General features: G+C 39.3%; 14 protein-coding genes and 3 tRNA genes. 8 read left to right on the top strand and 9 right to left on the bottom strand.

The window, feature by feature from the left end:
- Window positions 1-82: 82 nt before the first annotated feature.
- The 4 genes from ccoP to ccoN are packed head-to-tail and all read right to left on the bottom strand — an operon-like array spanning window position 83 to window position 3,344.
- Entirely contained in the window at window positions 83-1,066 is a 984-nt protein-coding gene (ccoP, locus tag H4J59_RS02060; protein ID WP_182236414.1) for a cytochrome-c oxidase, cbb3-type subunit III, read from the bottom strand.
- Window positions 1,059-1,271 (bottom strand): cbb3-type cytochrome c oxidase subunit 3, encoded by a 213-nt coding sequence (locus H4J59_RS02055; protein ID WP_220469693.1) that lies wholly within the window; start codon window positions 1,269-1,271, stop codon window positions 1,059-1,061. The genes ccoP and H4J59_RS02055 overlap by 8 nt, the downstream gene beginning before the upstream one ends.
- A complete protein-coding gene (gene ccoO, locus H4J59_RS02050; protein ID WP_182236412.1) occupies window positions 1,268-1,912 on the bottom strand; it encodes a cytochrome-c oxidase, cbb3-type subunit II in 645 nt (214 codons plus the stop codon). The genes H4J59_RS02055 and ccoO overlap by 4 nt, the downstream gene beginning before the upstream one ends.
- A 10-nt stretch (window positions 1,913-1,922) precedes the next feature.
- Entirely contained in the window at window positions 1,923-3,344 is a 1,422-nt protein-coding gene (gene ccoN, locus H4J59_RS02045) for a cytochrome-c oxidase, cbb3-type subunit I (protein WP_182236410.1), read from the bottom strand.
- A 712-nt stretch (window positions 3,345-4,056) separates the two neighbouring features.
- Here ccoN and H4J59_RS02040 point away from each other — a divergent pair.
- On the top strand, window positions 4,057-4,656 hold the full coding sequence (locus H4J59_RS02040) for a hypothetical protein (protein ID WP_182236408.1): 600 nt from the start codon (window positions 4,057-4,059) through the stop codon (window positions 4,654-4,656).
- Between the two features lie 233 nt (window positions 4,657-4,889).
- Here the strand turns inward: H4J59_RS02040 and H4J59_RS02035 are convergent, their stop codons facing one another.
- A complete protein-coding gene (locus tag H4J59_RS02035) occupies window positions 4,890-5,510 on the bottom strand; it encodes a LysE family translocator (RefSeq protein ID WP_182236406.1) in 621 nt (206 codons plus the stop codon).
- A gap of 168 nt (window positions 5,511-5,678) precedes the next feature.
- Between H4J59_RS02035 and H4J59_RS02030 the strand changes: the two genes are divergently transcribed.
- From H4J59_RS02030 to H4J59_RS02010, 5 genes are all read left to right on the top strand, one after another.
- Window positions 5,679-6,167 carry a TlpA disulfide reductase family protein gene (locus H4J59_RS02030; protein WP_182236404.1) on the top strand — a complete coding sequence of 163 codons (489 nt, stop codon included), beginning with the start codon at window positions 5,679-5,681 and terminating at the stop codon, window positions 6,165-6,167.
- 11 nt (window positions 6,168-6,178) lie between these two features.
- Window positions 6,179-6,448: a DUF4266 domain-containing protein gene (locus tag H4J59_RS02025; protein WP_182236402.1), complete on the top strand. Its 270-nt coding sequence runs from the start codon at window positions 6,179-6,181 to the stop codon at window positions 6,446-6,448.
- Window positions 6,439-7,818 (top strand): DUF3570 domain-containing protein, encoded by a 1,380-nt coding sequence (locus H4J59_RS02020; protein WP_182236400.1) that lies wholly within the window; start codon window positions 6,439-6,441, stop codon window positions 7,816-7,818. Before H4J59_RS02025 ends, H4J59_RS02020 begins: the two co-directional genes overlap by 10 nt.
- Before the next feature lie 83 nt (window positions 7,819-7,901).
- The gene (locus H4J59_RS02015; RefSeq protein WP_259369353.1) at window positions 7,902-8,804 is read left to right on the top strand and encodes an FAD:protein FMN transferase; all 903 of its coding nucleotides are present in this window, start codon (window positions 7,902-7,904) and stop codon (window positions 8,802-8,804) included.
- Between the two features lie 485 nt (window positions 8,805-9,289).
- The gene (locus tag H4J59_RS02010; RefSeq protein WP_182236467.1) at window positions 9,290-10,876 is read left to right on the top strand and encodes a M28 family metallopeptidase; all 1,587 of its coding nucleotides are present in this window, start codon (window positions 9,290-9,292) and stop codon (window positions 10,874-10,876) included.
- Between the two features lie 877 nt (window positions 10,877-11,753).
- Here H4J59_RS02010 and H4J59_RS02005 read toward each other — a convergent pair.
- From H4J59_RS02005 to H4J59_RS01995, 3 genes are all read right to left on the bottom strand, one after another.
- A tRNA-Asn gene (locus H4J59_RS02005) sits at window positions 11,754-11,829 on the bottom strand.
- Between the two features lie 69 nt (window positions 11,830-11,898).
- Window positions 11,899-11,974: transfer RNA gene (locus tag H4J59_RS02000), tRNA-Asn, on the bottom strand.
- A gap of 67 nt (window positions 11,975-12,041) precedes the next feature.
- A tRNA-Asn gene (locus tag H4J59_RS01995) sits at window positions 12,042-12,117 on the bottom strand.
- 555 nt (window positions 12,118-12,672) lie between these two features.
- On the opposite strand from H4J59_RS01995, the gene H4J59_RS01990 reads away from it, so the two are divergent.
- Window positions 12,673-14,046: an MATE family efflux transporter gene (locus H4J59_RS01990; protein ID WP_182236398.1), complete on the top strand. Its 1,374-nt coding sequence runs from the start codon at window positions 12,673-12,675 to the stop codon at window positions 14,044-14,046.
- Window positions 14,046-16,046: an excinuclease ABC subunit UvrB gene (gene uvrB / locus H4J59_RS01985; protein ID WP_182236396.1), complete on the top strand. Its 2,001-nt coding sequence runs from the start codon at window positions 14,046-14,048 to the stop codon at window positions 16,044-16,046. Before H4J59_RS01990 ends, uvrB begins: the two co-directional genes overlap by 1 nt.
- A gap of 1,774 nt (window positions 16,047-17,820) precedes the next feature.
- Here uvrB and H4J59_RS01980 read toward each other — a convergent pair.
- Window positions 17,821-18,303, bottom strand: coding sequence for a glutathione peroxidase (locus H4J59_RS01980; RefSeq protein ID WP_182236394.1), 483 nt, complete (start codon window positions 18,301-18,303; stop codon window positions 17,821-17,823).
- Window positions 18,304-18,574 lie beyond the last annotated feature (271 nt).

Raw genomic sequence — 18,574 nt, 5'->3', positions numbered from 1 at the left:
AGTGAACTTTAATATTTTTAAATAAAAAAAGCCTCAGTACATTACAGTTCCAAGGCTTTGTATTTAATGATTATTTTGATTTTTACTCTTGCGATAAGCTATAAATATAAGCACTAATGACATGAATTTTTTGTTCACCTAGGATTTTATCCCAAGCCGGCATTACACCAGCACGACCATTAGCAATTGACATTTCAACAGCACGCGGCGAACCACCATATAACCAAATATTATCTGTTAAGTTAGGTGCACCTAATGCAATACCCATTGCATCACTACCTTTGCCTTCGCTACCGTGACAAGCCGCACACATGGCAAATTTAACTTTACCTGCTTCTGCTGCTTTTGTGTCAACTTCACGACCACTTAAACTCAAGACATAGGCGGTAACTTCTTTAACACCTTTTTCGCCGCCTAATGCTGCACTCCAAGCTATCATGCCATTTGCCTTACGGCCATGGATGAGAGTAGCTTTGATCATTTCAGGTGAGCCACCGTATAACCAATCTTTATCAGCTAGATTAGGAAAGCCAGTAGCACCACCTGCATCAGAACCATGACACTGGGAACAGTTTTGTAAATACAAGCGTTGTCCAACTTTACGTGCAGACGTTGCTTCATCATCATTAGCGGTTGCTAAGTCAATAATTTTACGCTCTGCGTAGGCATCAAAAATAGGCCCATATTTTTCACCTGCAGCAGCAACTTCTCGGTCGTACTGTACTAACATGCCCGCTGCTTTCGCATTAGCAATGCTTGCTTTTGATTCTGATAAATTTAAAATGCCTTGGTTAGAGCTCTTCCAACCTAATAGGCCTTGAAAGTTACCTAAACCCGGATAAAGCAGTAAATAGCCAAAACCCCAGATAATGGTTAACAAGAAGAAAGTACTCCACCATTTCGGTAATGGGTTGTTCAATTCTTCAATACCGTCAAAGACATGGCCCGTAGGCTCACCTTCTTCAACGTCTGCAAAGTTCTTTAAGCAATAGTTCAATAGTAGATAACAACCCACTAATGTACCCAAGGTAAGAACGGTAATCCAAATACTCCAGAAGCTAGACATTGTTATTAGTCTCCTGTTTGTTATTTTTGTCAGAGTGCTTTAATTCAGTTTCAGTTTCAGTATCTTCTTCAAAAATTGAATTTGCCGCTTCATCAAACGCTGATTTGCGTTTTTTTGAATACGACCAAACCACAATGACAATAAATAATGCCAATATTAATAGGGCAACTAGCCCTCTAAGTGTGCCGTAGTCTATAGTTATCATTTCAGTGCATGACCTAGAGATTGTAAATATGCAATTAATGCCGTCATCTCTGTTTTACCTGCAACTGAATTTTTTGCATTAGCAAGTTCAGCTTCAGAGTAAAGCGGAATAGCATTACCTTGCTCGTCTTTATGGCTACGATTACGGGTCAAGAAATTAAATGTTGATAATTTCTTCTCCGTTAATTCGCCGTCAAGCGTATTTTCAGCTAACCATTTAAACGAAGGCATATTTGACTCAGGCACAACTGAACGAGGGTCAAGTAAATGCGCAAGATGCCAATCGTCGCTGTAACGACCACCAACACGAGCTAAATCAGGGCCTGTTCGTTTAGAACCCCATAAAAATGGATGTTCCCATACGCCTTCACCAGCAACAGAGTAGTGACCGTAACGCTCAGTTTCAGCACGAAAAGGGCGTATCATTTGGCTGTGACAAACATTGCAACCTTCGCGAATATAAATATCACGACCTTCCATCTCTAAAGCGGTATAAGGTCTTAGGTTATCAACTGGTGTTGTGGTGGCTTTTTGAAAGAACAACGGCGTAATTTCAACTAAACCACCGATACTGATTGCAAGAATAGTAAAAATAGCAAACAGACCAACATTTTTTTCAAATTTTTCATGTTTATTTTTCATTGTCGGCTCCCTAACTTATTTCAATTGGCTTAAGACTATTGTCTTTAGCATAGACTGTTTTGTACATGTTATAAGCCATCAATAAGAAACCAACAACAACCAATACACCACCAACAAAACGCATAAAGTAGAAAGGTTTAGAGGCAACTAAACTTTCAACAAAGCTATAAGTTAACGTACCATCAGTGTTAACAGCTCTCCACATTAACCCTTGCATGACACCCGAAATCCACATAGCTACTATGTACAAAACGATACCTGATGTGTGTAACCAGAAATGCACGTTGATCAACCTAGTGCTGTACATGCGACCTTGATTAAATAACACGGGAATTAAGTGGTACATAGCGCCAATTGTCACCATAGCAACCCAACCTAAAGCACCTGAATGTACATGACCTATAGTCCAATCTGTGTAATGGGATAATGCATTCACCGATTTAATAGCCATCATAGGGCCTTCAAAGGTAGACATACCGTAAAAGGATAATGAAACAATTAAGAAGCGCAAAATAGGGTCGTAGCGAAGTTTATGCCACGCACCAGAGAGCGTCATAATGCCGTTAATCATACCACCCCAAGAAGGTAAGAATAATACGATTGACATCACCATACCTACTGACTGAGCCCAATCAGGTAGTGCAGTGTAATGTAAGTGATGAGGACCTGCCCAAATGTACAATGAAATTAATGCCCAAAAATGAACAATTGACAAACGGTAAGAATAAACTGGACGTTCAGCTTGTTTTGGTACGAAGTAATACATCATACCCAAGAAACCAGCCGTCAGTAGGAAGCCTACGGCATTGTGTCCATACCACCACTGCATCATAGCATCGATAGCGCCAGAGTATATTGAGTAGGACTTAAACATCGACACCGGAATAACCATGCTATTTCCGATGTGCAACACGGCTACCGTGAGAATAAAACCACCAAAGAACCAGTTTGCAACATAGATGTGAGATGTCTTACGTTTGACTAAGGTGCCAAAAAACACAATGGCGTAACTAATCCACACCACAGCAATTAAAATGTCAATTGGCCATTCTAATTCGGCATACTCCTTACTTGAAGTGTAACCCATAGGTAAAGTGATAATGGCAAGCACAATAACAGCTTGCCAGCCCCAAAAGGTAAAGGCGACTAACTTGCCCCCAAACAAAACTGATTTACAGGTGCGCTGAACAACATAATATGAAGTAGCGAAAAGTGCACTGGTGCCAAAAGCAAAAATTACCACATTGGTATGCAGTGGACGAAGACGAGAATAGGTTAGCCAGGGTGTTTCAAAATTTAGTGCAGGCCAAATTAATTGCGCGGCAATAAGTACACCTAATGCCGTACCAAAGATCCCCCAAATAACTGTCATTACGGTGAATTGACGCACCACATTGAAGTTATATGACGGATGTTCAAGCGTTGTTGTCATTTTTATTGTTCCGTTACTAAGTTAAATTTTGCAATTTTCTGTAAAAAATAAACTTTTTCATGAAAAATGCTGAGAAGCTATGTTACCTGCAATTTTACCTTTCGCCCATGCTATAAATCAACCGTAAATCTTGATTTAAATCAACAAAAAAACTATGTTGCTGCAATATTGTTCAATAAATTAATAAGCAAGTGCTGATTAATTTTTTTACTCGTTTTTTTATTAGCAAAAAGATACCAGTTAAATTGGGCTAATTTAGCGGAAAGAATTAATTAATCTAAGGTTAATATTTACACGATTAAATTAAAGATAAATGATGGTAACTCAATAATATTGGCAGATACGTTTGGCCAAGATCGAAAAGTTAACTACATGATACGCTTTTTAAACTATTTAACACTAGACACTGGGTTTAATTTAGGAAGTATCTGGCTGAACATTTTCTGTTGAAAACTAAAAAAATCACCAAAGTAACTTTAATACCAAGGCACTTTAATAATAGTTAAGCCCATGTTGTTATTTTGTCATTGATCTTACTTTAATTACTAAGTATTACGGGGTTAATCTTGTGTAAGATCATAGCAAAAGTGAACTCTGCGTTTTTTGCTGAAAATTTGCTATGACGCATTAAATAAAAGCAAATAAAAAAGCGATAAATATCAGCCAGGTTTGTGTATCATGACCAACAAATATCTTTCTTTTATAGTATTTAATGAATATTTCCAAAAAATTAGCGCGCGGCATTTTATTAACATGGTTAGCCATTTTATTAACCGCTTGTAGTCCCCAAGATAAGGGTAACACAACAGTCGATGTTCAGAGTATACGCACTGCACAGTGCATTGCTCAGCAAAGCCAATGTCAATTTGACTTAGCAGGAGGGCAAGTTCAAGTCTTATTCACTGTTGATAGAATAGTTGCTGAACAGGAATTTAATATGGTGCTGAATTATCAAGGTCCACAAGCACTGACCAGCGTTAGTGGTTATCTTGAAGGTGTTAACATGTATATGGGGAAAATACCTTTGTTTATTGAAGAGGATTTTCCAAACAATAAAATGAATAACAAAAAGTTAGATAATGTAAAACCAGAGAAAATGGATATAACTCAGTTAAAGATAGATAATGAATTTGATAGTACATTTGATAGTACATTTGAGAGTGAAACAGCGAGTAAACAAGTGTTTAAAACCGAGGTACTCGTTGGTAGTTGTTCCGCTGAGGAAATGACATGGCGCATATGGTTAACCTTTACCACAGTGGAACAAAAAACCTATACAAAAATGTTAACTGTGGCGAGTTACCGAAGTTAAAAATTCTACAATCATATTCGTTTTATTTAGTCGGTGATCTTGTTGTACGCAGATTTTGTTACAAGGCCTCACCGCTGGCAATAACGTAATAAAATTAGTCTATGCCACTACAAGTCATCATTAGCTAGTCATCCACTTTAAACATTTGCCAGTGAATTGATACCCGAATCATAAGCTTTGTCTTACTGTTATCTTGTATTACTGTTAAGTGCAAAAGCTTAGTTTAACTTATATCAGCTCATGGCTAACCAAATAGCCACTAATATCATTAAACAGCCTGATATTCTATTAAGCAGTTGTACATTGTTTCTTTGGGTTAATAGCTTACCAAGAGTCTTGCCACCAGTGGCGTATAGGGTCATACAAACAAATTCTGATATTAATATTACCGCCACTAAAATGCTTAATTGTGGTGCCAATGGCAGGGTTTTGCTAATAAAAGGGGGTAATAGCGAAATCATAAATGCCCAACCTTTTGGATTGGCTATGGCAGTAAAAAATCCTTGTTGAAATAAGCTGCGCTTTTTAATGACTTGTTGGTGTTGATTTGAATTGGTCAAAAGTTTGCCTTTAGCTCGGCACATATTAATACCAACATATAATAAATATAATGCCCCCATTATTTTAAACGCCTGAAATAGTTCTGGGAACTTAGTCATTATCGTCGCAACACCTAATACAGAGGCAACCGCTACAGTAGCAACACCTAGTAACTCCCCATACATCATCCATAATGTTTTTCTCACCCCGATGGTAATCCCTAAGCTCATGGCTAATGTCATGCACATACCTGGCGTTAAGCTAACAATAAAAAATGTTGGGATAAATAAACTAAGCAGGGTGATATCAATCAAGATGATAACTTCCAGTAAAAAAGGATAAGTAAATATGTCGGCGATAATAACGTAACTTTGTCATTAGAGAAAACTTATATCCAATATTTTTATTAAACCTTAAGGATTCCTTAAGAAAAATAAAATATGATTGCGGCCTTAATACTAGACGAATGAATTTTACTGTTTATGCCAAAAATTTTACCAAAATTATTTAACACTTTTGCCGTATTGGCGTTATTACTCTCCTTGTTGCTAGTTAAAAATACTCAGGCGATATCGATACCAGAAACTAAGTTGCAGCAAACATTAGCCGAACACCGAGGACAAGTCGTTTATCTTGATTTCTGGGCTTCTTGGTGTGGGCCATGTCGTAAGTCATTTCCTTGGATGAACGAAATGCAGCAAAAATATCGTGATCAGGGTTTTGTCATCATTAGTGTTAATCTTGATGCCGATAAAACATTAGCAACAGAATTTTTGTTAGACAACCCAGCAAACTTTTTAGTTATCTATGATCCCGAAGGTGATATCGCGCAACAATTTAATATTCAAGGTATGCCAAGTAGCTTATTAATTGACAAGCAGGGTAACGTGCAGCAGGCACATACAGGATTTTTTACCAATAAAGTAAAGCTTTACGAAACGCAATTAATGGCGTTATTAGCAGTTAAATAGGGAGTAGATTGATGAAAATATTTCAGGTCAAAAAAAATTACTTTAATGCGGATTTACCTTCGCAAATAATTAAGTGTTCGTTATTGTCAGCGGCAATCTTTTTAGTAAGTGGCTGTTCATCATTAGGCGTACAGCCATGGGAACGTGATTTATTAGCGAAAGAAGAAATGGCATTAACCTCTTCAGCGATAGATTCTGCACTTGATGATCATATCTATTTCAGCAAAGAAGCGTCAAGTGGTGGTAAAGGTTTTGGTGGCGGAGGTTGTGGATGCAATTAAATCACAAAAAGGCGCCAATAAACATTAAGGCAGCATTGACTCTTGCTACCTCAGCGTTATTAGGCACATTACCTGTTATTGCCAATGCAGCAGATGAAACGACTACGCCTGCAAAAGCACAGCAAGAATCTTCTTGGGATTTTGAGAGTGCATTTTTATATTATAGTGAAAGCGATCGCGTTTCAGCCGCCGAAGCGGTGATAAGCGCTCAAAAAACTTTTGAAAATGAAGAAGTGTTGAATCTAAAGTTAACCATAGATTCACTCACTGGTGCCTCGGCTACTGGCGCAGCGGCACAACCGAATGTGCAAACATTTACCCGACCTTCAGGCGAGGGAAGTTATCAAACGCAAGCGGGTAAAACCCCGTTAGACGACACATTTAAAGATACTCGCGTACAGCTAAATGCCCAATGGACTCAGCCGTTAGCAGAAAACTATACCGGTAGTGCAGGTGTTCATCTTTCAAAAGAATATGATTATTTATCACTAGGGGTTAATGGCAACCTTGCGTATGACTTTAATAATAAAAACTCAACATTTTCAGTAGGGTTAAGTTACTTTCAAGACACATTTACACCAGAAGGCGGTATTCCATTAGCCTTTGCATCAATGCCATTGGCTTATGACGACGACGATGACGACGAATATGGCAACGACGAAGAGGGTGAAGATGAGACAGTAAATAGCGCGGGTAAAACGGCTTTTAATGCTACGCGCAGAACAGATAGTGACGACAAAACTACGGCAGATATCATGTTTGGTTTTACACAAGTTATCAATCGTCGCATGATCACCCAGTTTAATTACTCTTACTCAAAAGTTGATGGTTATTTAAGCGACCCTTTTAAAATGTTAAGTTTGGTCAATAGCGAAGGTATTGCGCAAGACTATCTTTATGAAAACCGGCCTGACAGTCGTGTTAAGCAAAGTGTATTTGCACAAACTAAATATCACTTTGAACAAAACGTTATTGATATCTCTTATCGTTATATGTGGGATGACTGGGCAATAGACTCTCATACTATTGATTCAAGGTTGAGAATACCACTGTCTCGTAATAGTTATATCGAGCCTCACTTTAGATTTTATCAACAAAGTGCTGCTGACTTTTATCAACCATTTTTAGCAAAATCGAATGCCGTTCCGGAGTTTGCTAGTGCAGATTATCGGATTGGAGAAATGAGCGCATACACCTTAGGGGTGAAGTACGGTATGAAGCTTAGCGGCGGTAATGACTTGTCTTTTAGGTTAGAGTATTATCGACAAGACCCTAAAAATTCAGGCGTTCAAGCACCGGGTGCGCTAGCAGAAGTTGATTTATATGAAAGTGTAGACGCGATTATCGCTCAAGTTAGCTATTCATTTTAACTTCACTTAACTTTGCTTAATTTTTCTTAGATACGCAGGGACGCGTTGAAAAAAATAAAATAGCGGTAAAAATTGGAGAACACTTGAAGAAAAAGCCAGTTAGACAAGTTGAAATTACAGCAACTGACGACGGTCATTGTCTGCGTTTTGATGCCATGGCCAGTCCTTGTGAAGTACTAGTGGCTAGCAAAGATAACAAACTTGCATTGACCTTAGGTAAGCTTATTGCTGATGAAGTATGGCGCATTGAAGATAAATATTCACGTTATCAAGCCAGCAGTGTTTGTTCCGCTATAAATAATAGTGGCGGTCAGGCGTTAGCTATCGATCAAGAAACCTACTTGTTATTAAACTTTGCTGATACTTGTTATCAACTCAGCGATGGTGTTTTTGACATAACATCCGGGGTATTACGGCAAGTTTGGCAATTTGATGGTAGCGACAATATTCCTCATGACAGCGATGTACAAAAAAGCTTAGAAAATATCGGCTGGCATAAAATTGTTTTTGATGAACAGCAAATAATTATGCCAGACAATATGGAAGTAGACTTTGGCGGCATTGGTAAAGAATACGCAGTAGACAGAGCGATGATCATTGCTAACGAATTTACTCAATTACCGCTACTGGTTAATTTAGGCGGAGATTTAGCCGCTAATAAACCCCGTAAAACCAATGTGCCATGGCAAGTAGGTATTGAGCACCCAGGTTTTATTGAACGCAAGCCTATGGTGGTGAGTTTGTTAAAGGGCGCATTAGCCACTAGCGGTGACGCAAAGCGCTTTTTATTCAAAGATAACGTTCGTTATAGCCATATTTTAAATGCAAAAACCGGTTGGCCAGTTGTGCAAGCGCCACGCTCTATTACGGTAGTTGCACCACAATGTATTCAAGCCGGAATATTAGCCACATTAGCCTTAATGCAAGGGCCGCAGGCGGAAGATTTTTTGACCGAGCAAGAGATTAAATTTTGGGCTATTCGTTAACGTCCCTATTAGTTAGTATCTATAGTGCGTAAATTTATCGCTTCTTGCCACTGTCTTTATAAAGCCAATAACATATCAAGTTAACCTTCCTATAGCCGTGTTTAAAATAGCGGCGTTTAATCAGCATTCACGGCAGATTAATACCTTGGCCTGGTAAATAACCACAACTTAAATAACCACTGAACACCCGCTAAATAAAGTTACCTTTTCTACACTTAATCAGCTAGTTAACGCGTTTGAAATAATGGCTGAGTAACTGAAGCCTGTCCCTTGATTTTTCATGACTATTGTAACAAGTACCTTGTATTAATTGGGTATTTCTAGCGTTTTGTGAGGAATACCGTTAGTCTGATAGGTGATTTAAATTCACCATTAATTTTATGACTTTTAAACTGTGGTGAATAAACTTTAGGAGAATTAAGTTGAGTTATATTCGTGAAAAACGTCAGCAAATACTGCTAGGTGCTGGCGCCTTATTACTGTCGATGAGTGCTTGTGCTCAGGATAATTTCATTGCAGCGTATCAATCGTTTGATATTAACGCGATAAAAGCTGATGTAAAAACATTATCTTCAGATAAATTTGCAGGCCGTGAGCCATCAACTGAAGGCGAAATATTAACCACCAACATGTTGATTTCGAGATTCAAAAAACTAGGTTTAACGCCTGGTAATGGCGACAGTTATCTTCAAGCGGTACCGATGAATAGTATAGTGAGTGAGCCAGTTGGCACACTCACCATTGCCGATATAGCCTTTGATTTTCCTAAAAACTATGTGGCTAGCTCACGTCAAACACGTGAACAAATTAGCCTTGAAAACTCTGAGTTAGTTTTCGTTGGTTACGGCATCAACGCACCTGAGTATCAATGGAATGATTATAAAAATATTGATGTCAAAGGAAAGACGGTTGTAGTTCTAGTTAACGACCCAGGTTATGCCACACAAGACCCCGCACTGTTTGATGGCAATACCATGACCTATTACGGGCGTTGGACTTATAAATATGAAGAAGCGGCCCGTCAAGGCGCTGCTGGCGCTATTATAGTGCATGAAACCAAACCGGCTAGTTACGGTTGGAATGTTATCGAAAGCAGCTGGACTGGCGCGCAATACCATCTACCAGCTAAAGAAGTGAATGAAGCCGTTGTTGATGTTGAAATGTGGATCAGCACAGACAAAGCACACGAGTTAATGGCGAAAGCTGGTTTAGATTTTAATACCTTAAAAGCCCAAGCATTGTCGAATAAATTTCAAGCGGTACCACTTAAACTAAACGCTAACATCAAAGTTAACAATACGATTACAGCCTCCGTATCTAATAATGTTATCGCGACAATTCCAGGTCGCACGAGCCCTGATGAACATGTGATCTATATGGGACATTGGGATCACCTAGGCTCTACCGTTATTGACGGTAAAACGCTTTACTTTAATGGAGCACATGACAACGCAACAGGTACAGCAGGTTTAATGCATATTGCTAAAGCCTATAAAGCGTTAGACAAAGCCCCTGAACGCTCAGTAACTTTTATGGCGGCAACAGCTGAAGAGCAAGGGCGTTTAGGCTCACGTTATTTTGCCAACCACCCAACCATGCCATTAAATAAAGTCGTAGGTTTGATCAACATGGACAGTTTAGACATTTCAGGCTTGAAAACTGACTTAACTGTCGTCGGTTTTGGTAAGTCGGCACTTGAAGATTACTTAGCAAAAGCGGCTAAAAGCCAAGGCCGTATTCTAACACCTGAGCAAACCCCTGAACGTGGCTACTATTATCGTTCAGACCACTTTAGTTTGGCAAAGAAAGGCGTACCGGCACTAAGTGCTGGTGGTGGCTCTACTTGGCTTAATGCCGAGCAAAAAGCCATTGGTGAGCAAGTGTCTGCTTTAGTCGCTAAGTGTTATCACCAAACCTGTGACGAATACAATGAAAACTGGGGCTGGCAGGGCATGATCGCAGAGCTGCAAGTCTTCTTTGAAACCGGCTATATGTTAAGCAACACCAAAGACTGGCCAAATTGGCGTGAAGGCAGTGAGTTTAAAGTCGCTCGCGATGCCATGATGAAATAAGTTATTAAGCTTAAAATATCAATACAGGGCTAGATGAAAAACTAGCCCTTTTGAAATAAATCTTCTAAATATAAATCAAAAAAAACAATCACAAAAAAATTACGCAGCGCTAAGCGCCAGATAAACACGCGTAAACTTTATCTGGGTTAATGTAGGGTGGACTTTAGTCCATCAAGTTAAATGAAATTTAACGGCTTTTGGTATTAAGACTCATTAAGAAAAATAATACGGCTGCTGATGTTTTTGGCCTATAGCATTAATCACTCGCTTAACGGTTGTCGGACTAAAGTCCGACCTACAAAGAAATTACAAAAAATTGACCAGTGCTACATGAACAACGATAAACTTTATATGGGGTTAATGTAGGGTGGACTTCAGTCCATCAAGTTAAATGAAATTTAACGGCTTTTGGTATTAAGACTTATTAAGAAAAATAATACGGCTGCTGATTTTTTTTGGCCTATAGCATTAATCACTCGCTTAACGGTTGTCGGACTAAAGTCCGACCTACAAAGAAATTACAAAAAATTGACCAGTGCTAGATGAACAGCCGTAAAATTTATGTGGGGTTAATGTAGGGTGGACTTTAGTCCATCAAGTTAAATGAAATTTAACGGCTTTTGGTATTAAGACTTATTAAGAAAAATAATACCGGCTGCTGATGTTTTTGGCCTATAGCATTAATCACTCGCTTAACGGTTGTCGGACTAAAGTCCGACCTACAAAAAAAGCACAAAAAAAAGCAAAAAAAAACACAAAACAATGGTTTATTATCACGAGCACAGTCCGTTGTTCTACCAACTGATTTTTTGATGGATGTTCATTCATCAAATTCAAGACGAAAAAAAACCTGCTTAAAAAAGCAGGTTCTTTAATGTGGCTCCTCAACTTGGACTTGAACCAAGGACAAACGGATTAACAGTCCGTTGCTCTACCAACTGAGCTATTGAGGAATTGTTCTTTCTACTATACTTGCTAATATAACCGCTAGCAATATCACGACTAGCCATTACATCTTAATGTGGCTCCTCAACTTGGACTTGAACCAAGGACAAACGGATTAACAGTCCGTTGCTCTACCAACTGAGCTATTGAGGAATTGTGCTTCTACTACTTTCTAATATAGCCGTTTTTATATTAAAATAAAAACCACTACTTCTTAATTTGGCTCCTCAACTTGGACTTGAACCAAGGACAAACGGATTAACAGTCCGTTGCTCTACCAACTGAGCTATTGAGGAATTGTTTTGAAAGCCGCTACTGGCTAACGGGGCCGAATATTAAAGGCCGCATGTCATACTGTCAACACAAAAGTTCGAAAAAAATCATTTTATTGCTCGTTTGCTCAAATTGCAGGCGTTGTTGATAACATTCCTGCATTTTATGACGAATAAATGCTCAGCACTAAAAATAACAACTAAAAATAGAGTTATCCACTTTATCTGTGGATAACTATGTGGGTTAAAGTGTACGTTTACGTAAGGCAAACGGTAGAATGCGGCTTGTAGCCAAATAGAGATTTTTAAGACTAACTTTAAATATTAATTAATAACAAGTAGTTAGTGTGATATTGTCGTGTTTTTGCTCATGTTCGTGTGTTTTTTGTTCAAGAGTGATGTTTTATACATTTATGGTGTTTTTTTCAAAGAGCAGCGTAGTCTATTTTATTTCAGCTATATTATTTTTTCTTCAAGTTGTCACATTATTATCACTAATAAAATATATACGTAGCGAGACCGATCGCGATCTTTTACAATGGCAGGTGAATTCGGTTCATCACTTACGTTCAAAAATTAATGATTAGGACTAAAACTATTCACCAAATAAATCTACTTAAAGACCCCGTAGGTCCAACGTTAAAAACAATGACAGTGCCGATGATCTATGGCCTGATTTTATTGATGACCTTTAACTTAGTTGATACCTTTTTTGTCGGGTTATTGGGCACAGAGCCTTTAGCCGCAATTAGTTTTACTTTTCCTATTACCTTTACCGTGATCAGTCTCACTATAGGCTTAGGGATAGGTACCTCAGCCGTTATTGCAAAAGCGCTGGGTAAAGGTGACAAAGCGACGGCAAAAAACCTAGCAACCAGCGCATTATATTTGTCAGCAATCATTGTTGGTATGCTAGCCGTTATCGGTTATTTGCTGATTGATGAAACCTTTTTACTTTTAGGGGCTAGCGAAGCACTGCTACCCTTAATCCATCAATATATGGACCTCTGGTTTTTAGGGTGTATTTGTTTAATTGGCCCTATGATAGGTAACGCTATTTTGCGTGCTGATGGCGATACCAAAACACCCAGTATCATTATGGGTAGCGCCGGCTTAATCAATGCCGTATTAGATCCTATTTTTATTTTTGGTTTTGGGCCCGTACCCGCTATGGGTATTGAAGGTGCAGCCATTGCTACCTTAATATCTTGGTTATTCGGTTTAGGCTATGTTTTATATATTTTAGCGGTTAAACGCGATTTAATTCACCGCCATTTAATGGCCGTTAAAGACTTTATTTATTCGGCACGTGATATTTTACATATTGGCTTACCTGCCGCGGGCGCAAATATGTTAACACCGGCGGCTTCGGCCGTGTTAACCGCGATTGTAGCTAACTATGGCGCATCAGCCGTAGCTGCTTTTGGGGTGGGGTCAAGAATTGAATCTATTGCCTGTTTAGTGGTGTTAGCGCTGTCGATGACATTACCGCCCTTTATTAGCCAAAACTTGGGTGCCGGCAAGATGAAGCGTGTTGAAGAGGGCTACAAAACCTCAATCAAATTTGTTTTAGGCTTTCAGGTGCTTGTTTATGTTGTGCTCGTGTTAGCCGCGCCGTTTATTGCCGACGTGTTCTCTAAAGAGCAAGCGGTTGCCGATATTATTAAACTTTTTATTTGGATTTTACCATTAGGCTATGGTTTTCAAGGCGTTATTATTTTAACCAACTCATCATTTAACGCACTGCATAAGCCTATGGTGGCGCTGGTGTTAAGTGTTATTCGTTTATTTATTTGTTATGTGCCGTTAGCTTATATGGGTAGTTTGTGGTTTGGTATAGAAGGCTTTTTTATCGGAGCTTTACTTGGAAATGTAGTGATGGCGGCTATTTCTTATGGCTTGTTTAACAAGCAATGTGAAAAAGATCGGGTCACGGCAGAGGTTATTACTTAATGAAAGCGTTAAAAATACATTCAGATTATACTCCCAGTGGCGATCAACCTACGGCGATCGCAAAATTGCTTGATGGTATTGAATCAGGTTTAGCACATCAAACCTTATTAGGGGTAACCGGCTCAGGTAAAACTTATACCATAGCCAATGTTATCGAAAAGCTGAATCGTCCCACCATGATGCTAGCGCCAAATAAAACCTTGGCGGCACAATTATACGGTGAAATGAAAGATTTTTTCCCTGATAACGCCGTAGAATATTTTGTTTCTTACTATGACTACTATCAACCAGAAGCCTATGTGCCAACCACTGATACTTTTATCGAAAAAGATGCCTCGATCAATGAACATATTGAGCAAATGCGCTTATCGGCAACCAAATCACTGTTAGAGCGAAAAGACGTCATTATTATCGCCTCTGTCTCAGCCATTTATGGTTTGGGCGATCCCGAGTCCTACTTGAAAATGATGTTGCATATCAGCGTTGGCGACATTATTAATCAGCGTGACATTTTAAGGCGCTTAGCTGAATTGCAATATGCACGTAATGACATGGCATTTCAGCGCGCCACTTATCGTGTGCGCGGTGATGTTATTGATGTTTTCCCTGCTGAATCAGACCGCATGGCCTTACGTATTGAATTATTTGATGAAGAAATTGAGCGCATTAGCATATTTGATCCACTCACCGGCGCTGTTGAACGCACCGTTGCTCGCGTCACTATTTATCCTAAAACCCATTACGCGACACCACGCGAAAAAATAGTGGCTGCGGTTGAAAAAATAAAAATTGAATTAAAAGACAGAGCGACTCAACTAAAAGATAACAATAAACTTATTGAAGAGCAGCGCATAGTGCAACGTACTCAATTTGATATTGAGATGATGACCGAACTGGGTTATTGCTCCGGCATAGAAAACTACTCGCGCTATTTATCGGGCCGGGGACCAGGAGAGGCACCACCAACATTATTTGATTACTTGCCCAGCGATGGCTTGCTGATTATTGACGAGTCACACGTCACCGTGCCGCAAATTGGTGCTATGTACAAAGGTGACCGTTCGCGCAAAGAAAACCTTGTAGAATATGGCTTTAGATTACCTTCGGCACTTGATAATCGCCCAATGAAGTTTGAAGAATTTGAAGCCCTGTCGCCGCAAACTATTTACGTTTCTGCAACGCCAAGTCACTATGAACTTGAAAAGTCAGCAGGTGAAATTGCTGAACAAGTCGTTAGGCCCACCGGACTGCTTGATCCCATCATAGAAGTTCGCCCCGTTGACACGCAAGTTGATGATTTACTATCTGAAATTCGCAAACGGGTAAAAATTGATGAAAGAGTTTTAGCCACCACATTAACCAAACGCATGGCGGAAGATCTCACCGATTATTTAGACGAACACCAAGTTAAAGCGCGTTACTTACATTCTGATGTTGATACAGTTGAGCGAGTAGAAATCATCCGAGATTTTCGTTTAGGAAAGTTTGATGTGCTAGTAGGTATTAACTTACTGCGTGAAGGTTTAGATATGCCAGAAGTTTCTCTAGTCGCGATTCTAGATGCCGATAAAGAAGGCTTTTTGCGCTCAGAACGCTCACTTATTCAAACCATTGGGCGAGCGGCACGTAATATTAATGGCCGAGCAATTCTATATGCTGGGCGCATTACCGGCTCAATGCGTAAAGCGATTGATGAAACCGACCGACGTCGCGTTAAACAGCACCAATACAATCTTGATAACAACATAACCCCGCGTGGCGTTAGACGTAATATTTCTGATGTAATGGACCTTGATGGCGGCAAAACTCGTGCGGCAGCCGCATTAAAAGCCGCTGAGCCAGCGTCAGAATATGAAACTTTCTCAACTAAACAAATTGATGCAAAAGTAAAAGAACTAGAAACAACCATGTTTAATCATGCCCAAAACTTAGAGTTTGAATTGGCCGCGTCGGTACGAGATAAAATCACTCAATTACGCGATCTGCAGTTGGCCACCTAGCGCGTTAAAAATTTATTGATCCAGTTAATTTTTAGCGGCCAATAAATCTTGTATAGATTATAGTTGAGGTCGGGGTTTAGCCCGGCAGATTATCATCCACAGAGCCTATCTAGCTTCAACGTAAGCTAGATGTAGGGCCAATGTAGGTTGGACTTTAGTCCATCAAGTTAAATGAAATTTAACCGTGTTTGGTATAAATTCAGAGTGAAAAAATAATGCTAGCTGCAGATGTTTGTTAACCCATCACGTCAATTACCTGTTTAACGGTTGTCAGACTAAAGTCCGACCTACAAAAAATTAAAAAATTAAAAAATTGCCCAACGCGAGATTATCATCCGCAGAGCCTATGTAGCTTCAACTTAAGCCCAGCGTAAGCACAATGTAGGTTCGATGTAGGCTCTATGTAGGGTGGACTTCAGTCCATCAAGTTAAATGAAATTTAACCGTGTTTGGTATAAATTCTGAGTGAAAAAATAATACTAGCTGCAGATGTTTGTTAACCCATCAGGTTAATTACCTGTTTAACGGTTGTCAGACTAAAGTCCGACCTACAAAAAATCAAAAAATTGCCCAACGCTAGATTATCATTCGCAGAGCCTATGTAGCTTCAACTTAAGCCCGACGTAAGCCGAATGTAGGCCCTATGTAGGGTGGACTTTAGTCCATCAAGTTAAATGAAATTTAACCGTTTCTGGTATAAATTCAGAGTGAAAAAATAATGCTGCAGTTGTTTGTTAACCCATCAGGTTAATTGCCTGCTTAACGGTTGACGGACTAAAGTCCGACCTACAAAAAATATCCCAACGCGAGACTGTCATTCGCAGAGCCTATGTAGCTTCAACTTAAGCCCAGCGTAAGCCCAATGTAGGTTAGATTTAGGCCCTATGTAGGGTGGACTTCAGTCCATCAAGTTAAATGAAATTTAACCGTTTCTGGTATAAATTCAGAGTGAAAAAATAATGCTAGCTGCAGATGTTTGTTAACCCATCAGGTTAATTGCCTGTTTAACAGTTGTCAGACTAAAGTCCGACCTACAAAAAATATCCCAACGTTAAATTGTCATTCGCAGAGCCTATGTAGCTTCAACTTAAGCCCGACGTAAGCCCAATGTAGGTTCGATGTAGGCTCTATGTAGGGTGGACTTCAGTCCATCAAGTTAAATGAAATTTAACCGTGTTTGGTATAAATTCAGAGTGAAAAAATAATGCTAGCTGCAGATGTTTGTTAACCCATCACGTCAATTGCCTGTTTAACGGTTGACGGACTAAAGTCCGACCTACAAAAAAAATTCCCAACGCGAGATTATCATCCGCAGAGCCTATGTAGCTTCAACTTAAGCCCAGCGTAAGCCCAATGTAGGTCAGATGTAGGCCCTATGTAGGGTCGACTTCAGTCCATCAAGTTAAATGAAATTTAACCGTGTTTGGTATAAGTTCTGAGTGAAAAAATAATGCTAGCTGCAGATGTTTGTTAACCTATCAGGTTAATTGCCTGTTTAACGGCTGACGGACTAAAGTCCGACCTACAAAAAAATATCCCAACGCGAGACTGTCATTCGCAGAGCCTATGTAGCTTCAACTTAAGCCCGACGTAAGCCCAATATAGGTTCGATGTAGGCCCTATGTAGGTTGGACTTTAGTCCATCAAGTTAAATGAAATTTAACCGTTGTCAGACTAAAGTCCGACCTACAAAAAATTAAAAATTAAAAAATCAAAAATTGCCTGAGACTTGTCTCTCAGGCTAGCCTCTGTCTTTCTGGGCGACTAAAACTGATTAAAGTATTGCCGCGATATCACTGGCGATATCGGCGGGCTTAGTGGTGGGGCTATAACGTTTTATCACTTTACCTTGATTATTAACCAAGAATTTTGTGAAATTCCATTTGATGCTTTTGCTGCCTAAGAGCCCTGGTGCTGCATTTTTTAGGTGCTGATATAACGGGTGGGCACTATCGCCATTAACCTCTATTTTACTGAACAGGTCGAATGAAATCTTAAAGTTAAGATCGCAAAACTTTTTAATTTCACTGTTCTCTGCTTTTTCTTGTTTACCAAATTGGTTACAAGGAAAAGCCAATACTTCAAAGCCTTTGTCTTTGTATTCTTGATATAGTGTTTCTAAACCTGCATATTGTGGCGTAAAGCCGCAAGCACTAGCTGTGTTAACGATCAACAGGGTTTTACCTTGATATTTAGTAAAATCAACGGCTTCATTTTTATAATTGTTGGCACCAAAGGTGTAAATAGTGTTTGTCATAAGACTCAACTGGTCTGATCAATGTGAAAACAGAATAAGGTATCGGCGTGAAATTAACAAGATCCACGCGTCAGCATTTCCATCTAGCAGGCAAGTATATTTAGCAGATAATAATAGCTAGCAAGCGGCTGATATTTAGCGTTTATTCAAGCGGGTACTCAATAGCTATAAAACCGCTAAAAAAGACGAAAATCACGCGTGAAATTAACAAGATCCACGCGTCAGCATTTCCATCTAGCAGGCAAGTATATTTAGCGGGTAATAATAGCTA

It is taken from the genome of Colwellia sp. MB02u-10 (assembly GCF_014077185.1).
In the GTDB taxonomy this organism is placed as follows: Bacteria; Pseudomonadota; Gammaproteobacteria; order Enterobacterales; family Alteromonadaceae; genus Cognaticolwellia.
This window is presented reverse-complemented; position numbering and strand designations above follow the sequence as displayed.